Here is a 23,694-nt window from a genome sequence, read left to right as displayed (position 1 = left end):
GACCAAAGGAGCGCCATGAGCCCCACTGCCATGATGATCTCGTCCGACTCGCACATAATCGAGCCGCCCGACCTGTGGACCGAGCGGGCTACCGGGCCGATGGCCGAGCGGGTGCCGCAGGTGCGCCGAGAGCCCGGCGGCGACTGGTGGTACATCGACGGCCAGCGCTCCATGTCGTTTCTGGGCTTTCAGGCCGGCAACCGGTTCGATCAAGACCCCACCAAACTCCGCATCGAGGCGTCGTTCGACGAGGTCCGCCCCGGCGCCTACGACCCCGAGAAGTTCATCGCCGACAACCGCACCGACGGCGTAGCGGCCTCGGTGATCTACCCCAGTGAGGCATTGTTGGCCTACAGCATCCCCGACTCTGGGCTGTGCTCGACCACCATGGCGCTCTACAACGACTTCATCGCCGAGTTCTGCGCCCACGACCCCGAGCGGCTGAAGGGCATCGCCCTCATCAACCTCGACGACATCGACGAGGCCATCGCCGAGCTGACCCGGTGCCGCAACATGGGCCTGGCCGGGGCGATGGTCTCCGTGATGCCCCCGGCGGGCCAGGGCTACGACAACCCCCGCTATGAGCCGTTCTGGTCGGCCGCGGTCGACTTGGACGTGCCCCTGTCGATGCACGTGGCCACCGGCCGAACGCTCGCCAGCGCCAGCGGCCAGACCAAGAACGACGTGAGGGTGGTGACGGAGGCGGCCTTCTACCTACAAGACCACTTCGTGCGGAAGTCGCTGGGCGAGATGATCTTTGCCGGGGTGTTCGAGCGCCATCCGAAACTCAAGGTGGGGTCGGTGGAGCACGAGGTGGGGTGGATCCCGTTCTGGCTGTTCCAGATGGACTACTGCTACACCGACCGGCCGCTGCGGGGCGACTGGCACCGCTTCGCCGACCCCGACGCCCGCCCCAGCCACTTCTTCAGCTCCAACTGCTTCGTGAGCTTCCAGGAAGACGCCGTGGGCGTGCGGGTGCGAGACACCTTCGGCACCCACACGCTCATGTGGGGCTCCGACTACCCCCACACCGAGTCCACCTTCCCCCGCTCCCGGGAGGTGGTGGCCGAAACCCTGGCCGATGTGCCCGACGACGAGCAGCAGATGATCCTCAAGGACAACTGCGCCGCCCTCTACGGCTTCGACCTCGACCTCCTCGAAGCCGATCTATTGGGATAACAGGATGAGCATCGCCTTCGACCCCGACGAGTCCCCCAAGATCGCCAAGCTCTCCTGACATGCCAGACTCTCCTGGCATGAGAGTCCGAATCGGCTTTGGCGTTGGAGGCGGGGTGGCCTCTGGTGATCCCGAAGCCTTCGCCACCGTGGTGGACGGCTTAGAGCGGTTCGGGTTCGACTCGCTGTGGGTGGCCGAGCGGGCCAGCGGGCCGGCGCTGGATCCGGTGGTGGCCATGACCTTCGCGGCCGCCCGAACCACCAAGCTCAAGTTCGGCCCCAGCGTGATGGTGCTGCCCGGCCGCAACCCGGTGCTGTTGGCCAAGGCCATGGCCAGCCTGGATCGCATCTCCAAGGGAAGGCTGCTGCCCGCATTCGGCCTCGGCGTGGCCGACGCCGCCGAGCACCAGGCCTTCGGAGTGGCCCGCATGGACCGGGCAGCCTGGTTCAACGAGGCCCTCCCGCTCATGCGCCGGCTGTGGACCGAGGACGAAGTCAACCACCACGGCCCCCGTTTCCACTTAGATGCCGCCCGGGTAGACATCAAGCCGATCCAGCAGCCCCTAGACGTGTGGATGGGGGGAATCGCCCCCTCGGAGCTGCGCCGGGTCGGCCGCCTCGGCGATGGCTGGCTGCCGTCCTTCGTCACCCCCGACGACGTGCGAGGCGGGATTGCCGCCATCAAACAGCACGCCGACGAGGCTCACCGGGAAATCGACCCCGAGCACTACGGAGCGCTGTTGACCTATACCGACGGCCCGCTGCCCGACCGGTTCCTCGAGCTCATCAAGCTGCGCCAGCCCGACAAGAACCCCAGCGACCTGGTGGCCTCCAACCGCTGGGAGCTTCGCTCCAAGATCGAGGCGTTCATCGAGACCGGCGCATCCAAGTTCGTGGTCATGCCCTTGGGCGAGCCCCCCGACTGGGCCGAAGAGGTCGAAGCTTTGGCCGACGACCTGCTGCCCATGCAGGCCTGAGGCGACTACGAGCCGAGAGCCTGGTCCAAATCGGCCAGCAAGTCGTCGATGGTCTCGATGCCGACCGATAGCCGCACCAACCCAGGGTCGACCGCCAGCGGCGAGTCGGCCACCGACAGATGGGTCATGGTGGACGGCTGTTCTATCAACGACTCCACCGCACCCAGCGATTCGGCTAGCCGGAAAACCCGGGTGGCGCTCACCGCGGCCACCGCAGCCGCCTCTCCGCCGCCATGGATAAACGACACCATTCCGCCAAAACGGCGCATCTGGCGAACCGCCACCTCGTGTCCCGGATGGCCGGCCAGGCCGGGGAACAGCACCCGGTCGACCGCGGGGTGGCCGGCCAGGAAATCAGCCACATGCCTGGGCGTTGTCGCAGTGGCGGTCCATTCGAACTCCCAGCGTCTTTATCCCCCGCAACAGCAGATAGCAGTCGAACGGGCTGGGCACCGCCCCCACCGCGTTCTGCACGAACGACAGCCGCTCGGCCAAATCGTCCCGGTTCGCGGCGATGAACCCGCCCACCACGTCGGAGTGGCCGCCCAGGTATTTGGTGGCCGAGTGCACCACCAGATCGGCGCCCAGGGCCAGCGGGTTCTGGAGGTACGGGGTGGCGAAGGTGTTGTCCACCACCAAATCGACTCCCGCTGCGTGGGCCACATCGGCCACCGCGGCGATGTCCACCACCGTCAGCATCGGGTTGGTGGGCGTCTCCACCCACACCTGCCGGGTCTCGGGGCGGATGGCCGCGGCCAGCGCGTCCACATCGGTCAGATCCACCGCCGACCACTCGATGCCCCGCTCGCCGTATACCCGGGCGATGAGCCTGAACGTGCCCCCGTAGGCATCGGCGCCCAGAACCACATGGTCGCCGGGGCGCATCATGCCGATAACTGCGTCCTCTGCGGCCATGCCGCTGGCGAACGCCATGCCATGGCCGGCGCCCTCAAGCTCGGCCACGCACCGCTCCAGCGCCACCCGGGTGGGATTGGAGGTGCGGGAGTACTCGTAGCCCCGGTGCTCGCCGGGTGTGGCCTGCACGAATGTGGTGGCCAGGTGGATGGGCACGGTGATAGCCCCTGTGGCCTCGTCGGGCTCTTGGCCCGCGTGGATAGCCCGGGTGTCGAACCCCCACTGGGCTGAAGCAGACCCGCTCACAACTGAGAGCCCGCCCCGCCCGAAGACAAGAAGCTCAACACGTCGGTGCTGGTCATCACCGCCCGGGGGCGGCCGCCGTCGAGCACCAGCAGCGCCGGGGAGCGCTCCAGCTTGGTCACCGCCAGCGCCACCGGTTCGCCGATGCCGATCTGCTCGAGGGGCTGGCTCATCACGTTCTCCACCGGCTGGCCCAAAAGGTCGCCGCTGAAGGCCAAGGCCATGAGCTGAAGCTCGTGTACCGACCCCATGACCTCGGCCGCAGCCAGGGGCATCTCCCCTTTGGCCACCGGCAGCTGGCTGACCCCGTGGTCGCGCATCTGAGTCACGGCCAGGCTGACCGGGTCTTCGGGCTTGACGTACACCAGCGGGGGCAACGCCCCCTCTTTGGCGTCGAGCACGTCCTTGACGCAGGGGTGCTCGCCGATCAAAAAGCCATACGACGCCATCCAGTCGTCGTTGAACACCTTCGAGAGGTAGCCCCGACCGGCATCGGGCAACAGCAATACCACCACATCGTCGGGGCCGCAGTCCCGGGCCACCTCCAAGGCGGCGCACACCGCGGTGCCGCCCGACCCTCCGATCAGCAGGCCCTCTCGCCGAGTCACCAGCCGGGCCATGTCGAAGGAATCCTGGTCGGAGACGGGGATCACCCGGTCGACCACCTCGGGATCGTAGGTCTCAGGCCAGAAGTCCTCGCCGATCCCTTCCACCAGGTATGGCCGGCCCGAGCCTCCGCTGAATACCGAGCCCTCGGGGTCGCCGGCCACGATCTGGATCGCCGGGTCCTGGCGCTTGAGGTAGCGGCCCACGCCGTTGAGCGTTCCACCGGTGCCCGCCCCGGCCACGAAGTGGGTGATGCGCCCGCCGGTCTGCTTCCACAGCTCGGGGCCGGTGGTCAGCTCGTGCGCCAGGGGGTTCACCTGGTTGAAGTACTGGTTGGGCCGGTAGGCGCCGGGGGTCTCGGCCACCAGCCGCTCGGCGGTGGAGTAGTACGACTCGGGGTCTTCAGGGTCTACCGCCACCGGGCACACCACCACCTCGGCGCCATAGGCCCGCAAGAGCTGCACCTTCTCATCGCTCACCTTGTCGGTCATCACGAAGATGCAGCGGTAGTCCCGCTGGGCGGCAACCAGAGCCAGGCCCACGCCGGTGTTGCCCGAGGTGGGCTCGATGATGGTCCCGCCGGGCTTCAGCAGCCCGTCTCGCTCGGCCGCGTCGATCATGGCCACCGCGGGCCGGTCTTTCACGCTGCCGCCGGGGTTCAACATCTCCAGCTTGGCCAGCACCTCACATGACACGCCCTCGGCGATGCGCCGCATCCGCACCAGAGGGGTGTCCCCAATGAGGTCGAGGATCGAGTCTGCGACCTCCACGCCCATAAGCTACCCGGTGCTATGAACCGGCCTCGCATCGCACCCCCGAACATCGCGGTTGAGCCCGAATGCTGGCGCCGACCGGCGCTGGCCGACGCGGTGGTGGCTGGCGGGGGCGCAGTGGTTGCCCCTGGCGAGGCCGAGGCCCTGGTCTGGGCCGAGCCCGCCGCGCCCGAGCTGTTGCCCGAGGTGCTGGCCGAGGGACCGGGCATCGAGTGGGTTCAGCTCCCCTACGCCGGCATCGAGAACTTGGCCCATCTGCTCGACCACCACCGCGTCTGGACCTGCGGCAAGGGCGTGTACGCCGAGCCGGTGGCCGAGCATGCGCTGATGCTGGCCCTAGCCGGGCTGCGGGGAATGGGGCGCTTCGCCCGGGCCCGCGGCTGGTCTCCGCCCGAGGGCCGGAACCTGCTCGGCGGCCGGGTGGCCGTGCTGGGCGGCGGCGGGATCGCCGAGTCGCTGGTTGGGCTGCTGGAGCCGTGGGACTGCCAGATCACCGTGGTGCGCCGCCATCCAGCACCGATGGACGGCGTACACAGGGTGGTCGACCCCGGCGGCCTGCACGATGCTCTGGGCGACGCCGACGTGGTAGTGGTGGCGCTGGCGTTGACTCCCGAGACCACAGGCATCATCGACGCCGCCGCTCTCGACGCCATGGCCCCCCACGCCTGGCTCGTAAATGTGGCCCGAGGCGGCCACATCGTCACCGACGACCTGGTGGCAGCGCTGGCGGCGGGATCCATCGGCGGCGCCGCCCTCGACGTGACCGACCCCGAGCCCCTCCCCGACGGCCACCCGCTTTGGAGCATGGACAACTGCCTCATCACCCCCCACGTAGGCAACACCCCCGAAATGGGCCTCAAGCTGCTCGCCCGCCGGGTCGCCGAGAACCTCCGCCGCTACATCGCGGGAGATGAGCTGCTCGGCCTCATCAAGGTGGACTTGGGATACTGACCACCCCTTCTGCCGCGCCTCAACGCTGATATCTACTATTGGGCACAACAATGTAATTACACTTACTAGGTGGCCATTAACTGCCGGCGGAAGTCCAGCCCGCCAAGACGATTTCCGCTGTTGAGAGCGGCTTTGCCGGTCTTGCTCTTGGCTGCGGTGTTGACCGCGGCCAGCACGGTCGGACCCATCCCGACCGCCTCCGCGGCCGATCCCGCCCCCATAACCGTGCCCGCCTCTTGGGGGCTGATACCCAGCGACCTGACCCCCGGCGACAGCTTCCGGCTGCTGATCACTACATCCGGGACAACCGCAGCCACCTCCGCAGATATCAGCACATACAACACTTTTGTGCAGAATCTGGTGAAAACCGGCCACGCCGACATCCAGGAGCACTCCTCCCACTTCAGAGCTGTGGGCTCCACCGCCACCACCAGTGCCAAAGACAACACAAACACCACCGGTACCGGGGTACCCATATATTGGCTGAACGGCAACAAGGTCGCTGACAACTACGTCGACTTCTACGACAACAGCTGGGATGACGAGACCAACCCCCGCAACGAGAACGGCGCCGCTGCCAATGCTTCAGCCTGGCACTGGACCGGCAGCCATAGCAATGGCACCAAGCGGACTAGGCATACCGGCGAAAAGATGACTCTGGGCTCAAGCCAGAGGTATACGAGCAACAAATATTGGGTCGGTAGAGGGCAACTTGACAGCGCATCAGCGGGTCCGCTCGGGGTTGTTTCGAAAACTCATGCCATCGCTTCAAGACTCGAAACGTATCCGATGTACGGCCTCTCGCCGGTGTTCACCATCGACAACACAGCACCCGTTGTGGTCTCATTGCTGTCCGACGAAGAGTGGGTGCTGTCGGAGGATTCGAGCATTGCCGCTCAGATGGAGATGAAGCTGAGCCGGCCGCTGATCGCTGAGGAGATAATCGAAGCCCCCTTGAAGATTTCCGGGGTCGAGATGGGCGACTACACGCTCTCGGCCATCGGCACCGGTGTGTCGGCCACCAATCCCGGCACCTTGAGCCCGGTAATCAAGTTCGAAGGCGCCGGGGCGCAGAGCGCGTTGATAAGCATCACCCCGAGCCATGACACCGCCGACGAGGGAATTGCTGAAACCCTCACCATCTCTTTGGGCGACGGCACCGCCTTTGACGACTCCAATCTGCGCACCAACGTCAGCGCGGGCGCCGGTCCCCATGCCACTGACACCTCGGCCAAGGTGGTGATAGTGGATTCAGGGCTTTGGCGCCCGGTGATGCCGTCTGATTCTGGACTCATACCCCCTGGAGTGCAAGCGGGCGAGAAGTTCCGGCTGATCATCGCCACCTCGGGAAAAACCAAGGCCGAATCCAGCGACATCGCCACTTACAACGCCTGGGTGCAAGGACTAGTGGCCAACGGCCACACGGGCATCCGGCCGTACGCTTCGGCTTTCACCGCTCTGGGCAGCACCGCTACCACCGACGCCCGCGACAACACCCACACCACCGGCACGGGGGTACGCATATATTGGCTGAACGGCACCAAGGTCGCCGACAACTACGCCGACTTCTACGACAAGAGCTGGGACGACGAGGCCAACCCCCGCAACGAAAACGGCAGCGCCGTCAGCCACACCAAATACTGGACGGGCAGCAATCACAATGGAACGAAACATACGTCGTACTCGCTGGGCTCGGCGGTAGCGGCCGTTAGGGGCATCTTGGACGGAAGCGGCGCCGATCAATCACCCCTGAATGGCGGAGGGACCGATGTCTACTCAACCCCACGCTGGCTCAGCCCAATGTTCGCGATTTCGCCGGTGTTCGTGGCCGGCGATGCTACTGAGGCCGTCGCTGGCTTCGACAGCAGTGAGTTCGAAGCCACAGAAGACGCCTCGGGAACCTTCGATGCCGCGTATGCCGGTTCCGCCGCGGCCGCAGGCAGCTTCACTGTGGTGGTGACCAACGGCACCGCAAAAAGGGGAATCGACTTCACCTTGGACACTCCTTCCACCGGATCGGCCAAGACGCTGGGGGCGTCTTCGTCGGCCGGCCTAGCGCTGTTCACCCCCATAGACGACGAAGCCGACGCTCCCGACCGGTCTTTCACCGCGCAGATTGCGGCCACCTCGGGAAACCTCAAGATCGGCGCGGCAGACCAGGCGACGTTCACCATCATCGACGACGACCCGACCATCGTCTCGCTGACGGGCAGCGGCAGCCTCACAGAGGGCAGCTCCACCACCGAGGAATTGACCGTGACCCTGGGCAGAGCGCTGGTGGACGGCGAGCGCATAGACGTGCCCCTAGTGGTGTCAGGCACCGGCGTCGACAACAGCGACTACAGATTGACCAAGAAGTCCGGGACGGGGGCCAAGCTCACCGGCGCTACTAGCAATAAGCCGGTCATCGAGTTCGAGGGGGGGGGAGCGGAGGAGGTGGTGTTAACCGTGGCCGTCAAAGACGACAAGGTGGACGAGGAGTTGGAGACCGAAACCCTCACCATCGCCCTGGGCGACAACGCCACCTTCGACCACGACGACTTGGGCACCACCGTGGGCGGCGGCGCCGACCCCCACAGCACCGACAACTCCTCTCAAATCACCATCGCCGACAACGACGCTCCCCAAGTGAACCTGAGTCGCAGCGAGAACGACCGCCTGATCACTGAGGGCTCAAATGCAACCATCACCGCCACGCTGACCGAGCGATTGGACGCAGCCGATAAGAGTGCATCTCGAGCCCGTAGCGGATAAGTCCGAGGGGAAGATCACCGCCGACTACACAATCAAATGGTTCGATATCGACATACCCAGCTGCGTAGCTTGTCGGGTACCGGTATTTTCGATTCGCTGGAAGACAAAGAAGACGAACCAGCCGAGACGGTGCGGATCGCCATCAGCGACAAAACGACTGGCATCGACAAGGGCATTCACAAGCATGTGGATATAACAATCGACGACAACGATCCCACCGTGGTGAGCCTCACCGGAGGAGGCACCGTCGAAGAGGGCTCAACAGACACCGCCGAGATAACGGTATGCCCTCGGGCGGGAGCTGGAAGATGGATACGAGGCGGTCAAGGTGCCCTTGGCCATTTCAGGTACGGGAATCACCTCAGCCGACTTCACTTTGGAGCTGAAGACAGGATCGGACATCAACCACCGCGTCACCCTCGACAACGCCGCTCCCCTCGCGCCCACAGTCAGGTTTAACAAAGGGGCCCAAACAGCCGTTCTGCTCTTATCTGCCCCAAGCGACAACAACAACGAGGGAACTTCCGAAACCCTTGCCATCGCCCTGGGTAACCAGGCCGCTTTCGACGACCTCATCGGAGAATCCATAATCGAATCAACCACCGTGAATGGCGGCGCGGCCCCGCACAGCACCAACAACTCGGCATCGGTGACGATCAACGAAGCGCCCCTCGCCGGCGTGACGGTGTCAGAGTCGGGCAACCCTGCCAATACGAGTGTGGCGGAGAACGGCGGCACCGACACCTACACGGTGGTGCTCGACTCTCAGCCAGCGGCGAGCGTGACGGTCACCGCCACATCCGACGGTGCCAGACGCGGCCAAAGTACAACGCCGCCAGCGGCTCTCCCGCAACGACTGCCGCGCTGACGTTCACCACCTCGAACTGGAACCAGGCCCAGACCATCACCGTCACCGGCCAAAACGACAACATCGACAACACCGGCGACCAGCGCACCGCAGCCATCTCCCACGCCGTCACCACCGGCGACGGCGGCGACTACCCCACCAGCCTCACCATCGACCCGGTCACCGCCACCGTCACCGACGACGACGACCCGCCCACCGGCATCACCCTCTCAACCAGCCCCACAACAGTCGCCGAAGACTCCGGCGGCGCCACGGTCACCGTCACCGCCCAAGTCAACGGCACAACCCGCTACGCCGACGCCAAAACCGTCACCGTGTCAGTCGCCGGCCACAACACCAACGGCAAAGTCGCATTCACACCGGTAACGAACTTCGACATCACCATCCCCGCCGGTGCGGCCAGCGCCACCAACACCTTCACCCTCACCCCCACCGACGACAGCACCGACACCGCCGACGGCCACGGGCGGCGGCTCGGTGAGCCGCCATCACCGGCACCGTGACAAGCGGCGGCTCCGTGACCATCACCAGCACCACCATCGCCGTCACCGACGACGATGCCACGCCCACAGCGATCACTCTCAGCGTTGACGACAACAGCGTCGCAGAGGGCGACTCGGGCACGACGATAAATGTCACCGCAACGGTGGTCGGCTCGACGCGCTTCGGGGTGGCGAAGACAGTGACGGTGAGCGTCGCTGGCGCAGCCGACACTTCGAGCGTCAACTACGTGGACATGGCATCGGTGGTCGATTTCGACATCGAGATCCCAGCGGGGGCAGCGTCGCACACGGGCTCTTTCCCCTTGACCCCTAGCGTCGACGTCATCGACGAGACCGACAACACGATCACCGTGTCAGGCTCAATAGCCGGCGACAGTGCGGTGACGGTCAACTCGGCCACGATCACCCTTGCCGACGACGATGCCACCCCCACCGGTGTGACCCTCAGCGTTGACAACAACAGCGTCGCAGAAGACGGCTCCGCCACGCAGATAACCGTCACCGCAACGGTGGACGGCTCGACGCGCTTCGGGTTGCCAAAGACGGTTGCGGTGAGTGTTGCCGGCCACGACGCTTCCAGCAAGGTGCAGTTCGAGGCGGTGTCGGACTTCAACATCGAGATCGCAGCAGGGGCCGACAGCAACACGGGCCAGTTCCCGCTCAACCCTACCGACGACGCTAGAGCCACTGCTGACGGTGAGGCATCGGTGACCGGCACGGTGACGGGCGACGGCTCGGTGACGGTGACCGCAACGAGCGTGACGGTGGCCAACGACGACGAAGCACCCGCCGCGATCACCGCGACGCTGGGGGTGAACAACAGCGGCTCGGTCACCGAGGGCTCCACGTTGACGGTAACGGTGAATTTGGGCTCGAACGCGGCTACGAACTTGAGCGTTCCGGTGCGGATGAGCACGTCGGGAAGTCCCACCGCGTCGTCGGGCGATTTCACGTTGTCGAACAGCGGCAGCGTGGCGATCACCTCGGGCACGAATTCGGGGACCATCACGTTCACCGCGGTGGACGACAAGATCGACGAGGACTCCGAATCGCTCACCCTTGAGTTCGGGTCGCTACCCGCGGAACTGACCGCAGGCTCACCGAATACCGCCGCGGTCACCATCACCGACAACGACACCGCCGGGGTGACGGTGACCGAGACAGGCACCCCCGCGGACACGACCGTGGAAGAGAACGAGGGCGAAGACACCTACACCGTGGTGCTAGACAGCAAGCCGTTGAAGAGCGTGATAATTCGAGTCAACGCCGAGCTCATCGGCGGCAAAATCGCGGCGCGAGTCGAAAAGAACAACAACGGTAAGCGTGCGACATATCAAGACCTGACGTTCACTCCATCCAACTGGAACCAGCCCAAACCCATTACCGTACGCGGCGCAAACAACAACATCGACGATCCCGGCGATAAGCGCACCGTGACGATCACCCACACCGTCACCGAGGGCGACAATGGCAAGTACACCACGTCAACGTCGATCAACGACGTGACCGTGACCGTCACCGACGACGACAGTGGTGCCGGCGTGTCGGTGTCGAAGGGGGCGGTGAGTGTGGCTGAGAATTCCCGCACCGACACTTACGATGTGGTGCTCGACTCTCAGCCGGCGTCGAGCGTGACGGTCACCGCCACCTCCGACACGCCAGACGCGGCCATGGTCAACGCCTCCGGCGACTCGCCCGCAGCGACGGCCGCGCTGACGTTCACCACCTCGAACTGGAACCAGGCCCAGACCATCACCGTCACCGGCCAAAACGACAACATCGACAACACCGCCAACCAGCGGACCGCCACCATCAACCACGCCATCACCACCGGCGCCGGCAGCGACTACCCCACCAGCCTCACCATCGCCTCGGTCACCGCCACCGTCACCGACGACGACGCCGCGCCCACCGGCATAATCCTCTCAGCCAGCCCGAATACAGTCGCCGAAGGCGCCGACGCCACCACAGTCACCGTCACCGCCCGAGTCAACGGCACAACCCGCTACGCCGACGCCAAAACCGTCACCGTCTCCGTCGCCGGCCACAACACCAACGGCAAAGTCCAGTTCACACCGGTAACAAACTTCAACATAACCATCCCCGCCGGTGCGGCCAGCCAAACCGACACCTTCGACCTCACCCCCACCGACGACAGCACCGACACCGCTGATGGCGAGGCATCTCTGACCGGCACCGTGACAGGCGGCGGCTCGGTCACCCCCGCCACCATCACAATCACCGACGACGATGGTGCCGGCGTGTCGGTCTCGAACGGCGCGGTGAGTGTCGCCGAGGGTGGAGGGATGGCTTCTTACAGGGTGAAGCTCGACTCTCAGCCGGCGTCGAGCGTGACGGTCACCGCTACCTCCGACACGCCAGACGCGGCCAAGGTCCACGCCTCCGGCGGCTCGCCCGCAACGACGGCCGCGCTGACGTTCACCACCTCGAACTGGAACCAGGCCCAGACCATCACCGTCACCGGCCAAAACGACAACATCGACAACACCGCCAACCAGCGGACCGCCACCATCAACCACGCCATCACCACCGGCGCCGGCAGCGACTACCCCACCAGCCTCACCATCGCCTCGGTCACCGCCACCGTCACCGACGACGACGCCGCGCCCACCGGCATAATCCTCTCAGCCAGCCCGAATACAGTCGCCGAAGGCGCCGACGCCACCACAGTCACCGTCACCGCCCGAGTCAACGGCACAACCCGCTACGCCGACGCCAAAACCGTCACCGTCTCCGTCGCCGGCCACAACACCAACGGCAAAGTCGCATTCACACAAGTAAACAACTTCGACATAACCATCCCCGCCGGCCAAGCCAGCCGTACCCACACCTTCACCCTCACCCCCACCGACGACAGCACCGACACCGCTAATGGCGAGGCATCTGTCACCGGCACCATGACAGGCGGCGGCTCGGTCACCCCCGCCACCATCACAATCACCGACGACGATGGAGCCGGCGTGTCGGTCTCGAACGGCGCGGTGAGTGTCGCCGAGGGTGGAGGGACGGCTTCTTACAGGGTGGTGCTCGACTCTCAGCCGGCGTCGAGCGTGACAGTCACCGCTGCCTCCGACGCGCTGGGCGCAGCCAAGGTCAACGCCTCCGGCGGCTCGCCCGCAGCGTCGGCTGCGCTGACGTTCACCACCTCGAACTGGTCGCAGCCCCAGACCATCACCGTCACCGGCCAAAACGACGACATTGACAACACCGGCGACCAGCGCACCGCCGCCATCAACCACGCCATCACCACCGGCGACAGAGGCAACTACCCCACCAACCTCAACATCGCCTCGGTCACCGCCACCGTCACCGACGACGACGACCCACCCACCGGCATCACCCTCTCAGCCAGCCCCACAACAATCGCCGAAGACGACGGCAACACCACGGTCACCGTCACCGCCCGAGTCAACGGCACAACCCGCTACCCCGACGACAAAACCGTCACCGTGTCAATCGCCGGCCACAACACCAACGGCAAAGTCCAGTTCACACAAGTCAACGGCTTCCACATCACCATCCCCGCCGGCCAACCCATCCAAACCGGCTACTTTACCCTCACCCCCACCGACGACAGCACCGACACCGCTGACGGCGAGGCATCAGTGACCGGCACCGTGACGAGCGGCGGCTCGGTGACGGTGACCGCCACCACCATCACAATCACCGACGACGAAGGCGCGCCCACCTCCATCACTCTCTCTATCGACGGTGGGGGTGTCGCCACTGAGGGAGGCACCCGCAGAATCACCGCGACCCTGGAACAAGCGCTTACGCCACCGGCCGCTTTGACGATCCCGATCCGCCGAAGTTCTGACTCCACGGCATCGGCATCGGATTATTCGCTGCCTTCGTCAATCACCATCGCGCCAGGCGCCCGCACCGCCACCCTCGAGCTCACCGCGACCGACGACAGCTCAGACGAGCCCACCGAGACCCTCACCATCCAGCTCGGCGCCCTGCCCGCCAACCTCCGCGCCGGCTCGGCGGCCTCGGTGACCGCGACCATACGCGACAACGACCCGACCACCGTCCGGCTGACCCGCACAGGCGCGAGCACCATCAGCGAGGCCTCGGGCAAGACCACCATCTACGTAACGCTGGGCCGCTCACTCCAGCCGTCCGAGAGGATCAACGTTCCCCTCAGGATCACCGGCGCCGGGATAACAACCGCAGACTACGCCCTGTCCGCCAAAAAAGGCACCGGCATCAACACCGGGGTGACCCTCGCCAACGCCCGCACCCCGACCCCGGTCGTGGTCTTCTCCGGCGACAAAGCCCGCACCGCCACCCTCGAGCTCACCGCGACCGACGACAGCTCAGACGAGCCCACCGAGACCCTCACCATCCAGCTCGGCGCCCTGCCCGCCAACCTCCGCGCCGGCTCGGCGGCCTCGGTGACCGCGACCATACGCGACAACGACCCGACCACCGTCCGGCTGACCCGCACAGGCGCGAGCACCATCAGCGAGGCCTCGGGCAAGACCACCATCTACGTAACGCTGGGCCGCTCACTCCAGCCGTCCGAGAGGATCAACGTTCCCCTCAGGATCACCGGCGCCGGGATAACAACCGCAGACTACGCCCTGTCCGCCAAAAAAGGCACCGGCATCAACACCGGGGTGACCCTCGCCAACGCCCGCACCCCGACCCCGGTCGTGGTCTTCTCCGGCGACAAAGCCCGCACCGCCACCCTCGAGCTCACCGCGACCGACGACAGCTCAGACGAGCCCACCGAGACCCTCACCATCCAGCTCGGCGCCCTGCCCGCCAACCTCCGCGCCGGCTCGGCGGCCTCGGTGACCGCGACCATACGCGACAACGACCCGACCACCGTCCGGCTGACCCGCACAGGCGCGAGCACCATCAGCGAGGCCTCGGGCAAGACCACCATCTACGTAACGCTGGGCCGCTCACTCCAGCCGTCCGAGAGGATCAACGTTCCCCTCAGGATCACCGGCGCCGGGATAACAACCGCAGACTACGCCCTGTCCGCCAAAAAAGGCACCGGCATCAACACCGGGGTGACCCTCGCCAACGCCCGCACCCCGACCCCGGTCGTGGTCTTCTCCGGCGACAAAGCCCGCACCGCCACCCTCGAGCTCACCGCGACCGACGACAGCTCAGACGAGCCCACCGAGACCCTCACCATCCAGCTCGGCGCCCTGCCCGCCAACCTCCGCGCCGGCTCGGCGGCCTCGGTGACCGCGACCATACGCGACAACGACCCGACCACCGTCCGGCTGACCCGCACAGGCGCGAGCACCATCAGCGAGGCCTCGGGCAAGACCACCATCTACGTAACGCTGGGCCGCTCACTCCAGCCGTCCGAGAGGATCAACGTTCCCCTCAGGATCACCGGCGCCGGGATAACAACCGCAGACTACGCCCTGTCCGCCAAAAAAGGCACCGGCATCAACACCGGGGTGACCCTCGCCAACGCCCGCACCCCGACCCCGGTCGTGGTCTTCTCCGGCGACAAAGCCCGCACCGCCACCCTCGAGCTCACCGCGACCGACGACAGCTCAGACGAGCCCACCGAGACCCTCACCATAGCCCTTGGTTCAAACTCGGATTTCGGCCTTCAGTCCAGCACCAACGTGGGCGGCGGCGCCGACCCGCATGACACCGCTAATCAAGCCATGATTGTCATCAACGACGACGACCAGGAAGTGGAGGCCCAGGACACCGACGACGGCGACGAGACCGACGAGACCGACGACGGCGACGAGACCGACGAGACCGACGAGACCGACGACGGTGACGAGACCGACGACACCGACGACAACCCGATTGTCGTTTCCGTTGGCGCCGACACCCCCACCTCGGTGGAAGAGGGCCAAAGCGCCGGGCAGCGCTGCTACGAAATTTATGGAATCGGCTATGGAGACTGGTACTCGCCCGACGGGCAGTACTGCGTGCTCGTCAACTACTTCCCCAACACCCACCCAGCCCACGGAAACGCAGTCAAGGCCTGGATCGAAGAACACCCAGACCAATACCAGCACTACATCGTCCAAGCCAGCACAAGCAACTACACACCTTCGCAGGCACCCGAACCCGGGCAGTCGATCGCCCACCTTCTAGCCGCCGGGCAGAGCTGTTACGAAATTTATGGAATCGGATATGGAGACTGGTACTCGCCCGACGGGCAATCCTGCGTGCTCGTCAACTACTTCCCCAACACCCACCCAGCCCACGGAAGCGCAGTCAAGGCCTGGATCGAAGAATACCCAGACCAATACCAGCACTACCTCGACCAAGCCAGCTAGGGCTCGGCGACCGCCAACCTGGAGAACCGAGCATACGGCTCTTCTACGGTTATCACTCTCATTGGACGATCGGCGACGGCCTGCAAATCGGGCCCGAACGTCACTGGGCCGATGGCCATCTCCTCTCCATCGAACCGCCGCAGTTGCTCGGCTACTGCATCAGGCTCGGTGGTGCCCGCACGCTCAGCTGCTCTGATGTAGGCCTCAATGGCGTCATGGCCGGTGACCATGCGCCCATCGCTGGCTCTATGGCCGGTAGCTGCCAGATAGTCGTCCAGAACTAGACGGACTGCGGGGCTTGGGTCTGGAGCGCCGGAGTACACCGAGGCATAGGACAGCATGGTGAAGTCGCCGACGCCGGGAACTTTGCCGATCCAATGATCCCCATCCATGGTGGAGCTGGCGAAAATGGGCTGGACAATGCCCGCGGCGCGAATAGGAGCCAATATCTCCTCGGGACCAACCAACCGGGTTCCGCAGAAGGCGATGGACTCTGGGACAGTGTCGATGAGCCCAGACAGGATGGGTCCGAGAAGTCCCGGATCGGTCGGCTGATATCGGTACAGACCGGACACTCGTCCCCCCGAGGCCTCGAACTTCCGCTCGAAGGCCTCGCAGACCGCTACCGCCTCGGTGCTGGTCTGATCGATGATCACGACTGCGGTGGTGAAGCCCCGATCAGCCACCAACGAGACTAGGAGCTCTGCCTCGGTGCTCACCGGTGTAGCCATGGAGAAGACCCGTTGGCCCAGCTCTCCGGTGATCCAGACGTCGTCGGTCCCACAGGGGCTGATGACCAGGGTTCCCGACCCTTCGAGCACTTCAAGGGCCGGGGCCGCATAAACGGCGTCACACGTCATCAGCAGCAGGTCGATGCCGTCCAACAGCAGATGTTCGGCGCCGTTCCGCATAGCCGACAGTTCGGTGTGGCTGTCGAAGTGGCGCAATACCACCGGTCGCCCCAGCAGGCCGCCAGCCTCGTTCAAAGCGTCGATCCGATTCTGGGCCGCAACCAGCGCGGGCTCGTCGTAGACGGCCAAGAACCCGGTGGTGGCCATCAAGGCGCCGATCACGATGGTGTCATCGGGCAGCGGCACTCCGTCGGGGGTGGCAATGGGCACAGGAGAGCTCTCGGCAATCGGCTGTCCTTGGTCGTCGATGATGGGCGCCGGACTGACCACCGTTCCCTGGCTGAATAGGCCGCACCCGGAACAGACCGCCAGCACCACAACGACCAGCACCAACGCCGCCAGCGCTGGCGGCCGGATGCCGGGCGCGCCCATCACACCTTGAGCTCGCGAAATGGGATGCCTTTGTCGGCTCGCGGCTCGCGGGGTAGGCCGAGTATGCGCTCGCCAATCACGTTTCGCTGGATCTCGGGAGTGCCGCCGCCGATCTTGTGGGCGAAATGGCTGACCATCCGCGTCACCCAGACATCGTCGTCCAGCATCCCCTCCGGTCCCAGGAGCTCCATAGCCGTTTGGCTGGTGTCCCTGATGTGGTCGCCAGTCAGGATCTTCATGATCGAGGCCTCTGGCCCGATCTCAGTGCCCTGGCTCAGCGCGGTGTATACCCTCATGCCCAGATAGCGGAGTACCTCCGACCTTATCCACGATCCGGCCAATGCCTGGCGAACTGCGGGGTCTTCGGCCTGGCCTTTTCTCTTAGCCAGCTCCACCAACGTGGGAACATCGACGACCGACGTCTGGGCGCCCACCGCGGCCCGTTCACTGTTTAGGGTGGTCTGGGCTACCGCCCATCCGTTGTTGATCCCGCCGATCACATTCTCCACCGGGATCCGCACGTTGTCGAAGAAAGTCTCGTTGAACTCGGCCCCACCGGTCATCTGGCGCAATGGCCGCGGGTCCAAGCCCTCGCTATCCATCTCCACAAAGAAATAGGTGAGCCCCTGGTGCTTGGGAACGTCCGTATTGGTGCGAGCCAAGAGAATTCCCCAGTCAGCCAGATGAGCATAGGAGTTCCACACCTTCTGGCCGTTGACCACGAATACGTCGCCGTCTCGGACTGCCCTGGTCTGGAGCCCGGCCAGGTCGGACCCGGCGTTGGGCTCGCTGAACAGCTGGGCGAACACCATTTCTCCCTGGCGGATGGGGTTCAAGAACCGCTGCTTCTGCTCGTCGGTGCCCCACGACATGAGGGTGGGAGCAGCCATGTCGAGCGCGGCCATGAATATCGACCTCGACACACCGAAGCGGCTCTGCTCTTCCTCGAAAATGATCGTCTCCACCGTGGAGGCACCCCGTCCCCCGTACTCCGGCGGCCAGTCCAAGCAGGCCCAGCCGTCGGCAGCCAGCTTCGACTGCCAGGCCCGGGCCCGATTAGCAAGTTCTCTTTCCAGCTCTTCGCTTCGCCCCGGGCTGCTCATGTGATCGAACGCCTCGGGTGAGCCCTTTACCGGCGCATTGGCCTCTAGCCAGGTCCGGGCCTCAGCCCGAAATGCTGCTTCTTGGGGAGTGTCGCCGAAATCCACGGGGACAGGCTAAGTCGATTATGGGCGAACCAGCACTTTGCACTGGTCGATGGGCGATTTGATGGCCTCGAATGCCTCAGGAATGCCAGCGAAGTTCACTATCTAGGTGATGAATGGGGAGAAGTGCGGGTCCTTGTCCAGCTCCGCGATTCGTCATCGCTGAGCAGCCTCCAACTGCTGTTCGACCTGGCCGATCTCTGCCCGATACCACCCGGCCTCCTGGAAGTTCCGCTGGCCGTGCTCGTCGAAGAGCGACTGCAACGCGGACAGCTTGGCCTTTAGCGCGCCGACATGGCCAGCATCGTCGGCCAGGACTATTTCGGCCAGATGCAGTGCCTCCAAGCGGTCGCAATCAGCCAACCGCTCCTCGGAGCGGGCTACCAGGGCATCGGCTCCCGCCAGGGCCACCACATCGGGATACACCGATTCGGGGCGCGTGGCATCGAGATCCAGCACCGAGCGGTAGGTGAACCAGCCGGCCAGCCCCTCCCAGATGGCCCGAACGCCCCAGTCCACTCGACCGTACGTCTCATCTAAGGCCAGGTCGGCGGGCGGGCGGATCTCCTTCATGAGCGTGTAGGGATCTTTGCCCTCGTTCATGCCCTCGACTACTCGGTCCCACACCCACTCCACCCCGTCGTGCATCCGAGTGAGTACCCCTTTGACCTGTTCTTTTCCCACCACCGGCTCGAAGTGGCCGGCCAGGGCGATCTCGGGCTCGAGGTCGCGAACCTCGCGCAGCGACTCCATGTATTGCTGGGCGTCGCGGTAGGGCTCGCCCCGCAGGGTGAACAGGTTGGGAAAGGCGTCGATAATCGGACCCCACAGGTCGCCCACAAAGGCGACCCGCAGCTCGGGCACCCACACCGTGAGCCCGTCAGGACCCTCGGCGCCGGGGGTGTGCATCACCTCGAAGGTGAGGTCGCCCACCTCGAGGGTGTGGGAGCGGTCGACCACGATGTCGACCTCGATGGGCGGAGTGGGCTCCACCCGGCCAGAGTCGGTGCGGAGATCCATGGCCGCCCCCCACAGGATCTTGGCCCGATCCACCCGGAATTGGGTGAGCTGGCGGTATTGCTCATCTCGCTGGAGGCACAGGCGGTGAGCCACCACTTGGGCTCCCTCCCGCGCCCAGCGCCGGTGACCGCCGATGTGGTCTTCGTGGGCGTGGGTCAAAACGATGTAGCGCACCGGATTGCCGGGAACGGCCGAAAGCTGTTGGTGGAAGCGACGGGCGTCGCCAGCCAGTCCGGCGTCGATCATCACGCTGCCTTCGGGCGTGGACACCTTGTAGGCGTTGGCCGTGCCCACCGCCATCCAAATCCGGTCGGCCACCTCCAGTGCCGTCTCCGGCGCGTCCACGCCGATCAGTTGAGAAATCCGCTCGTCAGCCATCAACCCACACCCAGCGCCCTGACGGTGCCGCCACCCCCTCGGGCCGCTCCATGCATTGAACATCCAAGTGAATCGGCAGCAGGTGCCGCACATAAAAGGCGTGCACAGTCACCGTGGGCATCTCCAGGTCGCGGTAGAGCTTGATCTCCACCCGAGGATCCTTCTCCTGCCAGGCCTCGCACTTGGCCAGGCACGCATCGACTTCTTCCCGGGTTTCGAACAGCAGACCCAAGTGGTCGAACGGCGGCGGAGCCATGGGCTCTTTGTGCTCGGCCAGCAGTATGAACTGGCTGGTTGCGGCGTCAGAGGACAGCAACAGTGCGGTCTGCTTGAGAATCTGGGTGTCGGTCGCCGTCCATCCGAAGACATCACCGTAGAATTCGCGCACTTCGGCCCGGTATTCGTCGGTCAGTGTTCCTATTGGAAGCGTCAACTCCATGTGGTTGAAGCGCATTTTGGCCATGCCGCAGCGTAGCCTGAAGCGGTGACAAGATCCTCTGCCACCAAGCTGTTGTGGGCCCTGCTGCTGGTCATGGCCCTGGTGGCCGGCGCCTGCGGAAACGACGACGGCGGTACAGCCGAACCGCCGCCAACAGCCGCTCCTACCACCGAAGCCACCTCGGCACCCACCGAAGCCCCCGAAGCCGATGCGACCCCAGCGCCCGCTCCAACCGCGGAGCCAACCCCAGAGGCCACCCCGGCGCCCACCGCGACCCCCGAGCCTGAGGCCTCTCCCGAACCAGCACCCACTGAGGAACCCACTCCCCAAGCCACCCCCGCTCCCGAACCCGAGACCCACCCATCAGGGCTGGACTCGGCCACCATCAACGCGGCGGCAGCCGACTGGATGGAAGCGGCCGGAGTACCCGGGCTGGTGTTGGCGGTGGCCCAAGGCGACGAGGACCCCTGGACTTTCGGCTGGGGTAGCCGAGACCTGGCCACCGACGAGCCCATGACCCCCGACGATTACATCCGCATCGGCTCTATCACCAAAGCGGTCACCACAGCCACGGTGCTGTCGCTGGTTGAGGAAGGGCTAGTCGACTTGGACACCCCGGTCACCGCCTATCTGGGCGACGACTGGTACGGCACCTATGAGCACGGCCCCGACATCACCCTCCGGCACCTCATGGGCCATACCGCCGGTTTTGTGGAGTACGCCTTCGACCCGGGCTTTTTCATCTTGGGCGCCGCCCGGCTGGGAGTGCCCATCGCCCCCGACGAAATCGTGCGGTTCTCCACCTCGTATGGCCCGGTGGCCGAATTCGGCGATGAATACCACTACAGCACGGCCGGGCATGTGGTGGCCGGAATGGTCATTGAGGCGGTTACCGGCAACACCGCCCACGCCGAGATCCGGTCTCGCATCCTCGAGCCGCTCGGAGTGCAGAACACCTATCTCGCCCCCGGTGAGCTTCCGCCCGAATCGGTGACCGAGGGCTACAACCGGGGGCTGCTGGCCTCGGCCTTCGAGTCGCTGACCAGAGTTCCCGACGAGGCCCGGGCCAGCTTCATGGGCCACGACTACATCGCCACGCTGAGCTACCCCCAAGAGTTCTTGCAGTCGGCGGGCTGGACCGGCGGCGGGCTAGAGGCCCAGATCGGCGATGTCCCCCGACTCTTCCGCGGGCTGTTCGCCGGCGGGCTGCTGAGCGATGCCTCCCTGGCCGAGATGACCACGCCCAGTGTCAACCCCGGCTACGGCCTCGGCGTAGGTCTGGGTGATTTGGACGGAGAGACGTCGTTGAGCCACGGGGGCGGAGTGCCCGGCTTCAGATCCAGAGTGGCCTTTTTCCCCGACCTGGACGTGACTCTGGCGGCATCGGCCAACCTCCTTCATCCTGATCCCGACATGGACGAGCTGTTTGAGGCCTTGCTGCCGATCGTGATGGAGAGCTGGGGGCTACCCTCCTCGTGACCCTCGCCGCCTGGAACGAGGCTGCGGCGCAGCTCACCGCGCCAGGCCAGACCTTCTCCTGGTCGGTGCAGGAGATCAACGGGGTGCCGCTGCGGATTTTCGACCACGCGCCCGATTCCATGCGGGACTTGTTTGCCGGCACCGCGGCTCACGGACAGGCCGATTACCTGGTTTTCAGCGATGAGCGGCTGTCGTATGCCGAGGTCCACCGCCAAGTAAGGGCTCTGGTCGCGCGGCTGGCCGCCAACGGCGTCGGCCAGGGCGACCGGGTGGCCATCTCCATGCGCAACTACCCCGAGTGGATCATCGCCTACTGGGCGACGGTGTCGATGGGGGCAGTGGCGGTGGGCATGAACGCCTGGTGGACCGCGGGGGAGATGGCCTACGGCTTGGACGACAGCCGGCCGGCGGTGCTGATAGTGGACGGCGAGCGCTGGGATCGCCTGCGATCCCTCGAGCCCCGGCCCGACATCCCGGTGATCGTGACTCGCTGCGAGGGGGAGCTGCCCGGCGACGCGATCCGATGGGCCGACACGGTGGCCGACCCCGACCCGCCCGAGCTGCCCGATGTGGCCATCGGCCCCGACGACGACCTGTGCGTGTTCTACACGTCGGGCACCACCGGGTTCCCCAAGGGAGCGGTGATGACCCACCGGAGTGCGGTCCACAACGTGATGAACATGGGCTTTTATTCGGCGGCGTTGAGCTTGGTCAATCAGAGGGCGCCCATCCCCGCAGACCAGCGGGATCAGCCGGCCGGTCTGGTGTGCGTACCGCTATTCCACGTCACCGGCTGCAACTGCTACCTGCACTCCACCACAGCGGTGGGCGGGAAGCTGGTGCTCATGTACCGCTGGGACGCCACCGAAGCGCTCAAGCTGATCGACGCCGAGCGGCCCAGCACCATCGCCGCGGTGCCGGCCATGGCCCGCGAGATCGTGCTGCATCCCGATTTCAACCAATACGACACCTCCAGCCTGGGCTCGCTAGGGGGCGGGGGCTCGCCCCTTCACCCCGACCTGGTGGGCAAGATCGCCCGGTCAATCCCCAGCGGCAACCCCGGCACCGGCTACGGGCTGACCGAGACCAGCGGTGTGGTTACCATGAACATCGGCCCGATTTATGAGGGGAAGCCCACCACCGTGGGCCAGCCCCTGCCCACCGTCGAGGCCAAAGTGGTGGACGACAGCGGTGCTGAGCTGCCGTCTGGGCAGCCGGGCGAGCTGCTGGTGCGATCCCCTATCGTCATCCGGGGCTACCTCAACAAACCCGATGCCACCGCCGAGGCCATCGTCGACGGCTGGCTGCACACCGGCGACATCGCCACCATCGACGAGGACGGCTTCATCGCCATCGTCGACCGGGCCAAAGACCTGGTGATCCGAGGCGGCGAGAACATCTCCTGCGCCGAGGTGGAGAACGCCATCTACCAGCACGACGCCATAGCCGAGGCCATCGTGTTCGCCGTGCCCGACGAGCGCCTCGGCGAAGTGCCCGGCGCCGCCGTGGTGCTGCTCCCCGGCGGCGAGCTCGACGCCGACGGCCTCCGAGCCCATCTCGACGGCCGCCTGGCCCCCTACAAGATCCCAGCCCGCATCTGGTTCCAAGAAACCCCCCTCCCCCGCAACGCCTCCGGCAAATACCTAAAACGCCAAGTAAGAGACGAACTCCTCAACCAATAGACCAAGGGCAGGCGGAGAACCCGGGTAGGCAGGCTGGTGGGTGGCCCGGCTCAGGGCGCCCGCCGCCCGCAGGCCACGAGGACTGCGGGCTGGGCCGGGACAGGCCCCGCCAGCCTGCCGGAGGATGGTATGGGCCGGTAGGATCACCC

Annotated in this window: 15 protein-coding genes and 1 pseudogene; 9 read left to right on the top strand and 7 right to left on the bottom strand. The window is 65.5% G+C overall.

Going from position 1 to position 23,694, the window contains the following annotated elements; translation table 11 throughout:
- Window positions 1-15 precede the first annotated feature (15 nt).
- Window positions 16-1,179, top strand: coding sequence for an amidohydrolase family protein (locus ACOOGG_RS13250; protein ID WP_420435796.1), 1,164 nt, complete (start codon window positions 16-18; stop codon window positions 1,177-1,179).
- Window positions 1,180-1,256: 77 nt separating this feature from the next.
- Window positions 1,257-2,153, top strand: a complete 897-nt coding sequence (locus tag ACOOGG_RS13245; protein ID WP_420435794.1) for an LLM class flavin-dependent oxidoreductase — start codon at window positions 1,257-1,259, stop codon at window positions 2,151-2,153.
- Between the two features lie 5 nt (window positions 2,154-2,158).
- Here ACOOGG_RS13245 and ACOOGG_RS13240 read toward each other — a convergent pair.
- Window positions 2,159-3,314: pseudogene (locus ACOOGG_RS13240) on the bottom strand (cystathionine gamma-synthase).
- Window positions 3,311-4,687 (bottom strand): cystathionine beta-synthase, encoded by a 1,377-nt coding sequence (locus ACOOGG_RS13235; RefSeq protein WP_420435792.1) that lies wholly within the window; start codon window positions 4,685-4,687, stop codon window positions 3,311-3,313. The pseudogene ACOOGG_RS13240 and the gene ACOOGG_RS13235 overlap by 4 nt, the downstream one beginning before the upstream one ends.
- Before the next feature lie 21 nt (window positions 4,688-4,708).
- Here ACOOGG_RS13235 and ACOOGG_RS13230 point away from each other — a divergent pair, with 21 nt between their 5' ends.
- From ACOOGG_RS13230 to ACOOGG_RS13220, 3 genes are all read left to right on the top strand, one after another.
- Window positions 4,709-5,641 carry a D-isomer specific 2-hydroxyacid dehydrogenase family protein gene (locus ACOOGG_RS13230; RefSeq protein WP_420435790.1) on the top strand — a complete coding sequence of 311 codons (933 nt, stop codon included), beginning with the start codon at window positions 4,709-4,711 and terminating at the stop codon, window positions 5,639-5,641.
- A gap of 69 nt (window positions 5,642-5,710) precedes the next feature.
- Window positions 5,711-8,395, top strand: a complete 2,685-nt coding sequence (locus ACOOGG_RS13225; protein WP_420435788.1) for a hypothetical protein — start codon at window positions 5,711-5,713, stop codon at window positions 8,393-8,395.
- A gap of 328 nt (window positions 8,396-8,723) precedes the next feature.
- Window positions 8,724-9,263: a hypothetical protein gene (locus tag ACOOGG_RS13220; RefSeq protein ID WP_420435786.1), complete on the top strand. Its 540-nt coding sequence runs from the start codon at window positions 8,724-8,726 to the stop codon at window positions 9,261-9,263.
- Between the two features lie 130 nt (window positions 9,264-9,393).
- Here the strand turns inward: ACOOGG_RS13220 and ACOOGG_RS13215 are convergent, their stop codons facing one another.
- Window positions 9,394-9,546: a hypothetical protein gene (locus tag ACOOGG_RS13215; RefSeq protein WP_420435784.1), complete on the bottom strand. Its 153-nt coding sequence runs from the start codon at window positions 9,544-9,546 to the stop codon at window positions 9,394-9,396.
- 31 nt (window positions 9,547-9,577) lie between these two features.
- Here ACOOGG_RS13215 and ACOOGG_RS13210 point away from each other — a divergent pair, with 31 nt between their 5' ends.
- Window positions 9,578-9,766 (top strand): hypothetical protein, encoded by a 189-nt coding sequence (locus ACOOGG_RS13210; RefSeq protein ID WP_420435782.1) that lies wholly within the window; start codon window positions 9,578-9,580, stop codon window positions 9,764-9,766.
- A gap of 14 nt (window positions 9,767-9,780) precedes the next feature.
- The gene (locus ACOOGG_RS13205) at window positions 9,781-16,059 is read left to right on the top strand and encodes a beta strand repeat-containing protein (protein WP_420435780.1); all 6,279 of its coding nucleotides are present in this window, start codon (window positions 9,781-9,783) and stop codon (window positions 16,057-16,059) included.
- On the opposite strand, the gene ACOOGG_RS13200 is transcribed toward ACOOGG_RS13205, so the two are convergent.
- From ACOOGG_RS13200 to ACOOGG_RS13185, 4 genes are all read right to left on the bottom strand, one after another.
- Complete coding sequence (locus tag ACOOGG_RS13200; RefSeq protein ID WP_420435778.1) at window positions 16,056-17,342, bottom strand: ABC transporter substrate-binding protein; 1,287 nt, start codon at window positions 17,340-17,342, stop codon at window positions 16,056-16,058. The genes ACOOGG_RS13205 and ACOOGG_RS13200 overlap by 4 nt on opposite strands.
- Window positions 17,342-18,550, bottom strand: coding sequence for an acyl-CoA dehydrogenase family protein (locus ACOOGG_RS13195; protein WP_420435776.1), 1,209 nt, complete (start codon window positions 18,548-18,550; stop codon window positions 17,342-17,344). Before ACOOGG_RS13195 ends, ACOOGG_RS13200 begins: the two co-directional genes overlap by 1 nt.
- Window positions 18,551-18,703: 153 nt before the next feature.
- Complete coding sequence (locus tag ACOOGG_RS13190) at window positions 18,704-19,945, bottom strand: MBL fold metallo-hydrolase (protein ID WP_420435774.1); 1,242 nt, start codon at window positions 19,943-19,945, stop codon at window positions 18,704-18,706.
- On the bottom strand, window positions 19,938-20,408 hold the full coding sequence (locus tag ACOOGG_RS13185) for a VOC family protein (protein ID WP_420435772.1): 471 nt from the start codon (window positions 20,406-20,408) through the stop codon (window positions 19,938-19,940). Before ACOOGG_RS13185 ends, ACOOGG_RS13190 begins: the two co-directional genes overlap by 8 nt.
- 21 nt (window positions 20,409-20,429) lie before the next feature.
- Here ACOOGG_RS13185 and ACOOGG_RS13180 point away from each other — a divergent pair, with 21 nt between their 5' ends.
- Both ACOOGG_RS13180 and ACOOGG_RS13175 read left to right on the top strand, forming a co-directional pair.
- A complete protein-coding gene (locus tag ACOOGG_RS13180; protein WP_420435770.1) occupies window positions 20,430-21,863 on the top strand; it encodes a serine hydrolase in 1,434 nt (477 codons plus the stop codon).
- Window positions 21,860-23,545, top strand: coding sequence for a class I adenylate-forming enzyme family protein (locus ACOOGG_RS13175; protein ID WP_420435768.1), 1,686 nt, complete (start codon window positions 21,860-21,862; stop codon window positions 23,543-23,545). Before ACOOGG_RS13180 ends, ACOOGG_RS13175 begins: the two co-directional genes overlap by 4 nt.
- The last annotated feature ends 149 nt before the right edge of the window (window positions 23,546-23,694 follow it).

This window comes from Candidatus Poriferisocius sp. (assembly GCF_965214065.1).
In the GTDB taxonomy this organism is placed as follows: Bacteria; Actinomycetota; Acidimicrobiia; order Acidimicrobiales; family Bin134; genus Poriferisocius.
The sequence above is the reverse complement of the archived record's forward strand: the minus strand, read 5'-3'. Positions and strand labels throughout refer to the sequence as shown.

Bases quoted from the DNA above. Each gene is read 5' to 3' on its own strand.
- ACOOGG_RS13250 (WP_420435796.1), top strand. From the start codon at position 16: ATGAGCCCCACTGCCATGATGATCTCGTCCGACTCGCACATAATCGAG.
- ACOOGG_RS13245 (WP_420435794.1), top strand. From the start codon at position 1,257: ATGAGAGTCCGAATCGGCTTTGGCGTTGGAGGCGGGGTGGCCTCTGGT.
- ACOOGG_RS13230 (WP_420435790.1), top strand. From the start codon at position 4,709: ATGAACCGGCCTCGCATCGCACCCCCGAACATCGCGGTTGAGCCCGAA.
- ACOOGG_RS13200 (WP_420435778.1), bottom strand. From the start codon at position 17,342: ATGGGCGCGCCCGGCATCCGGCCGCCAGCGCTGGCGGCGTTGGTGCTG.
- ACOOGG_RS13190 (WP_420435774.1), bottom strand. From the start codon at position 19,945: ATGGCTGACGAGCGGATTTCTCAACTGATCGGCGTGGACGCGCCGGAG.
- ACOOGG_RS13185 (WP_420435772.1), bottom strand. From the start codon at position 20,408: ATGGCCAAAATGCGCTTCAACCACATGGAGTTGACGCTTCCAATAGGA.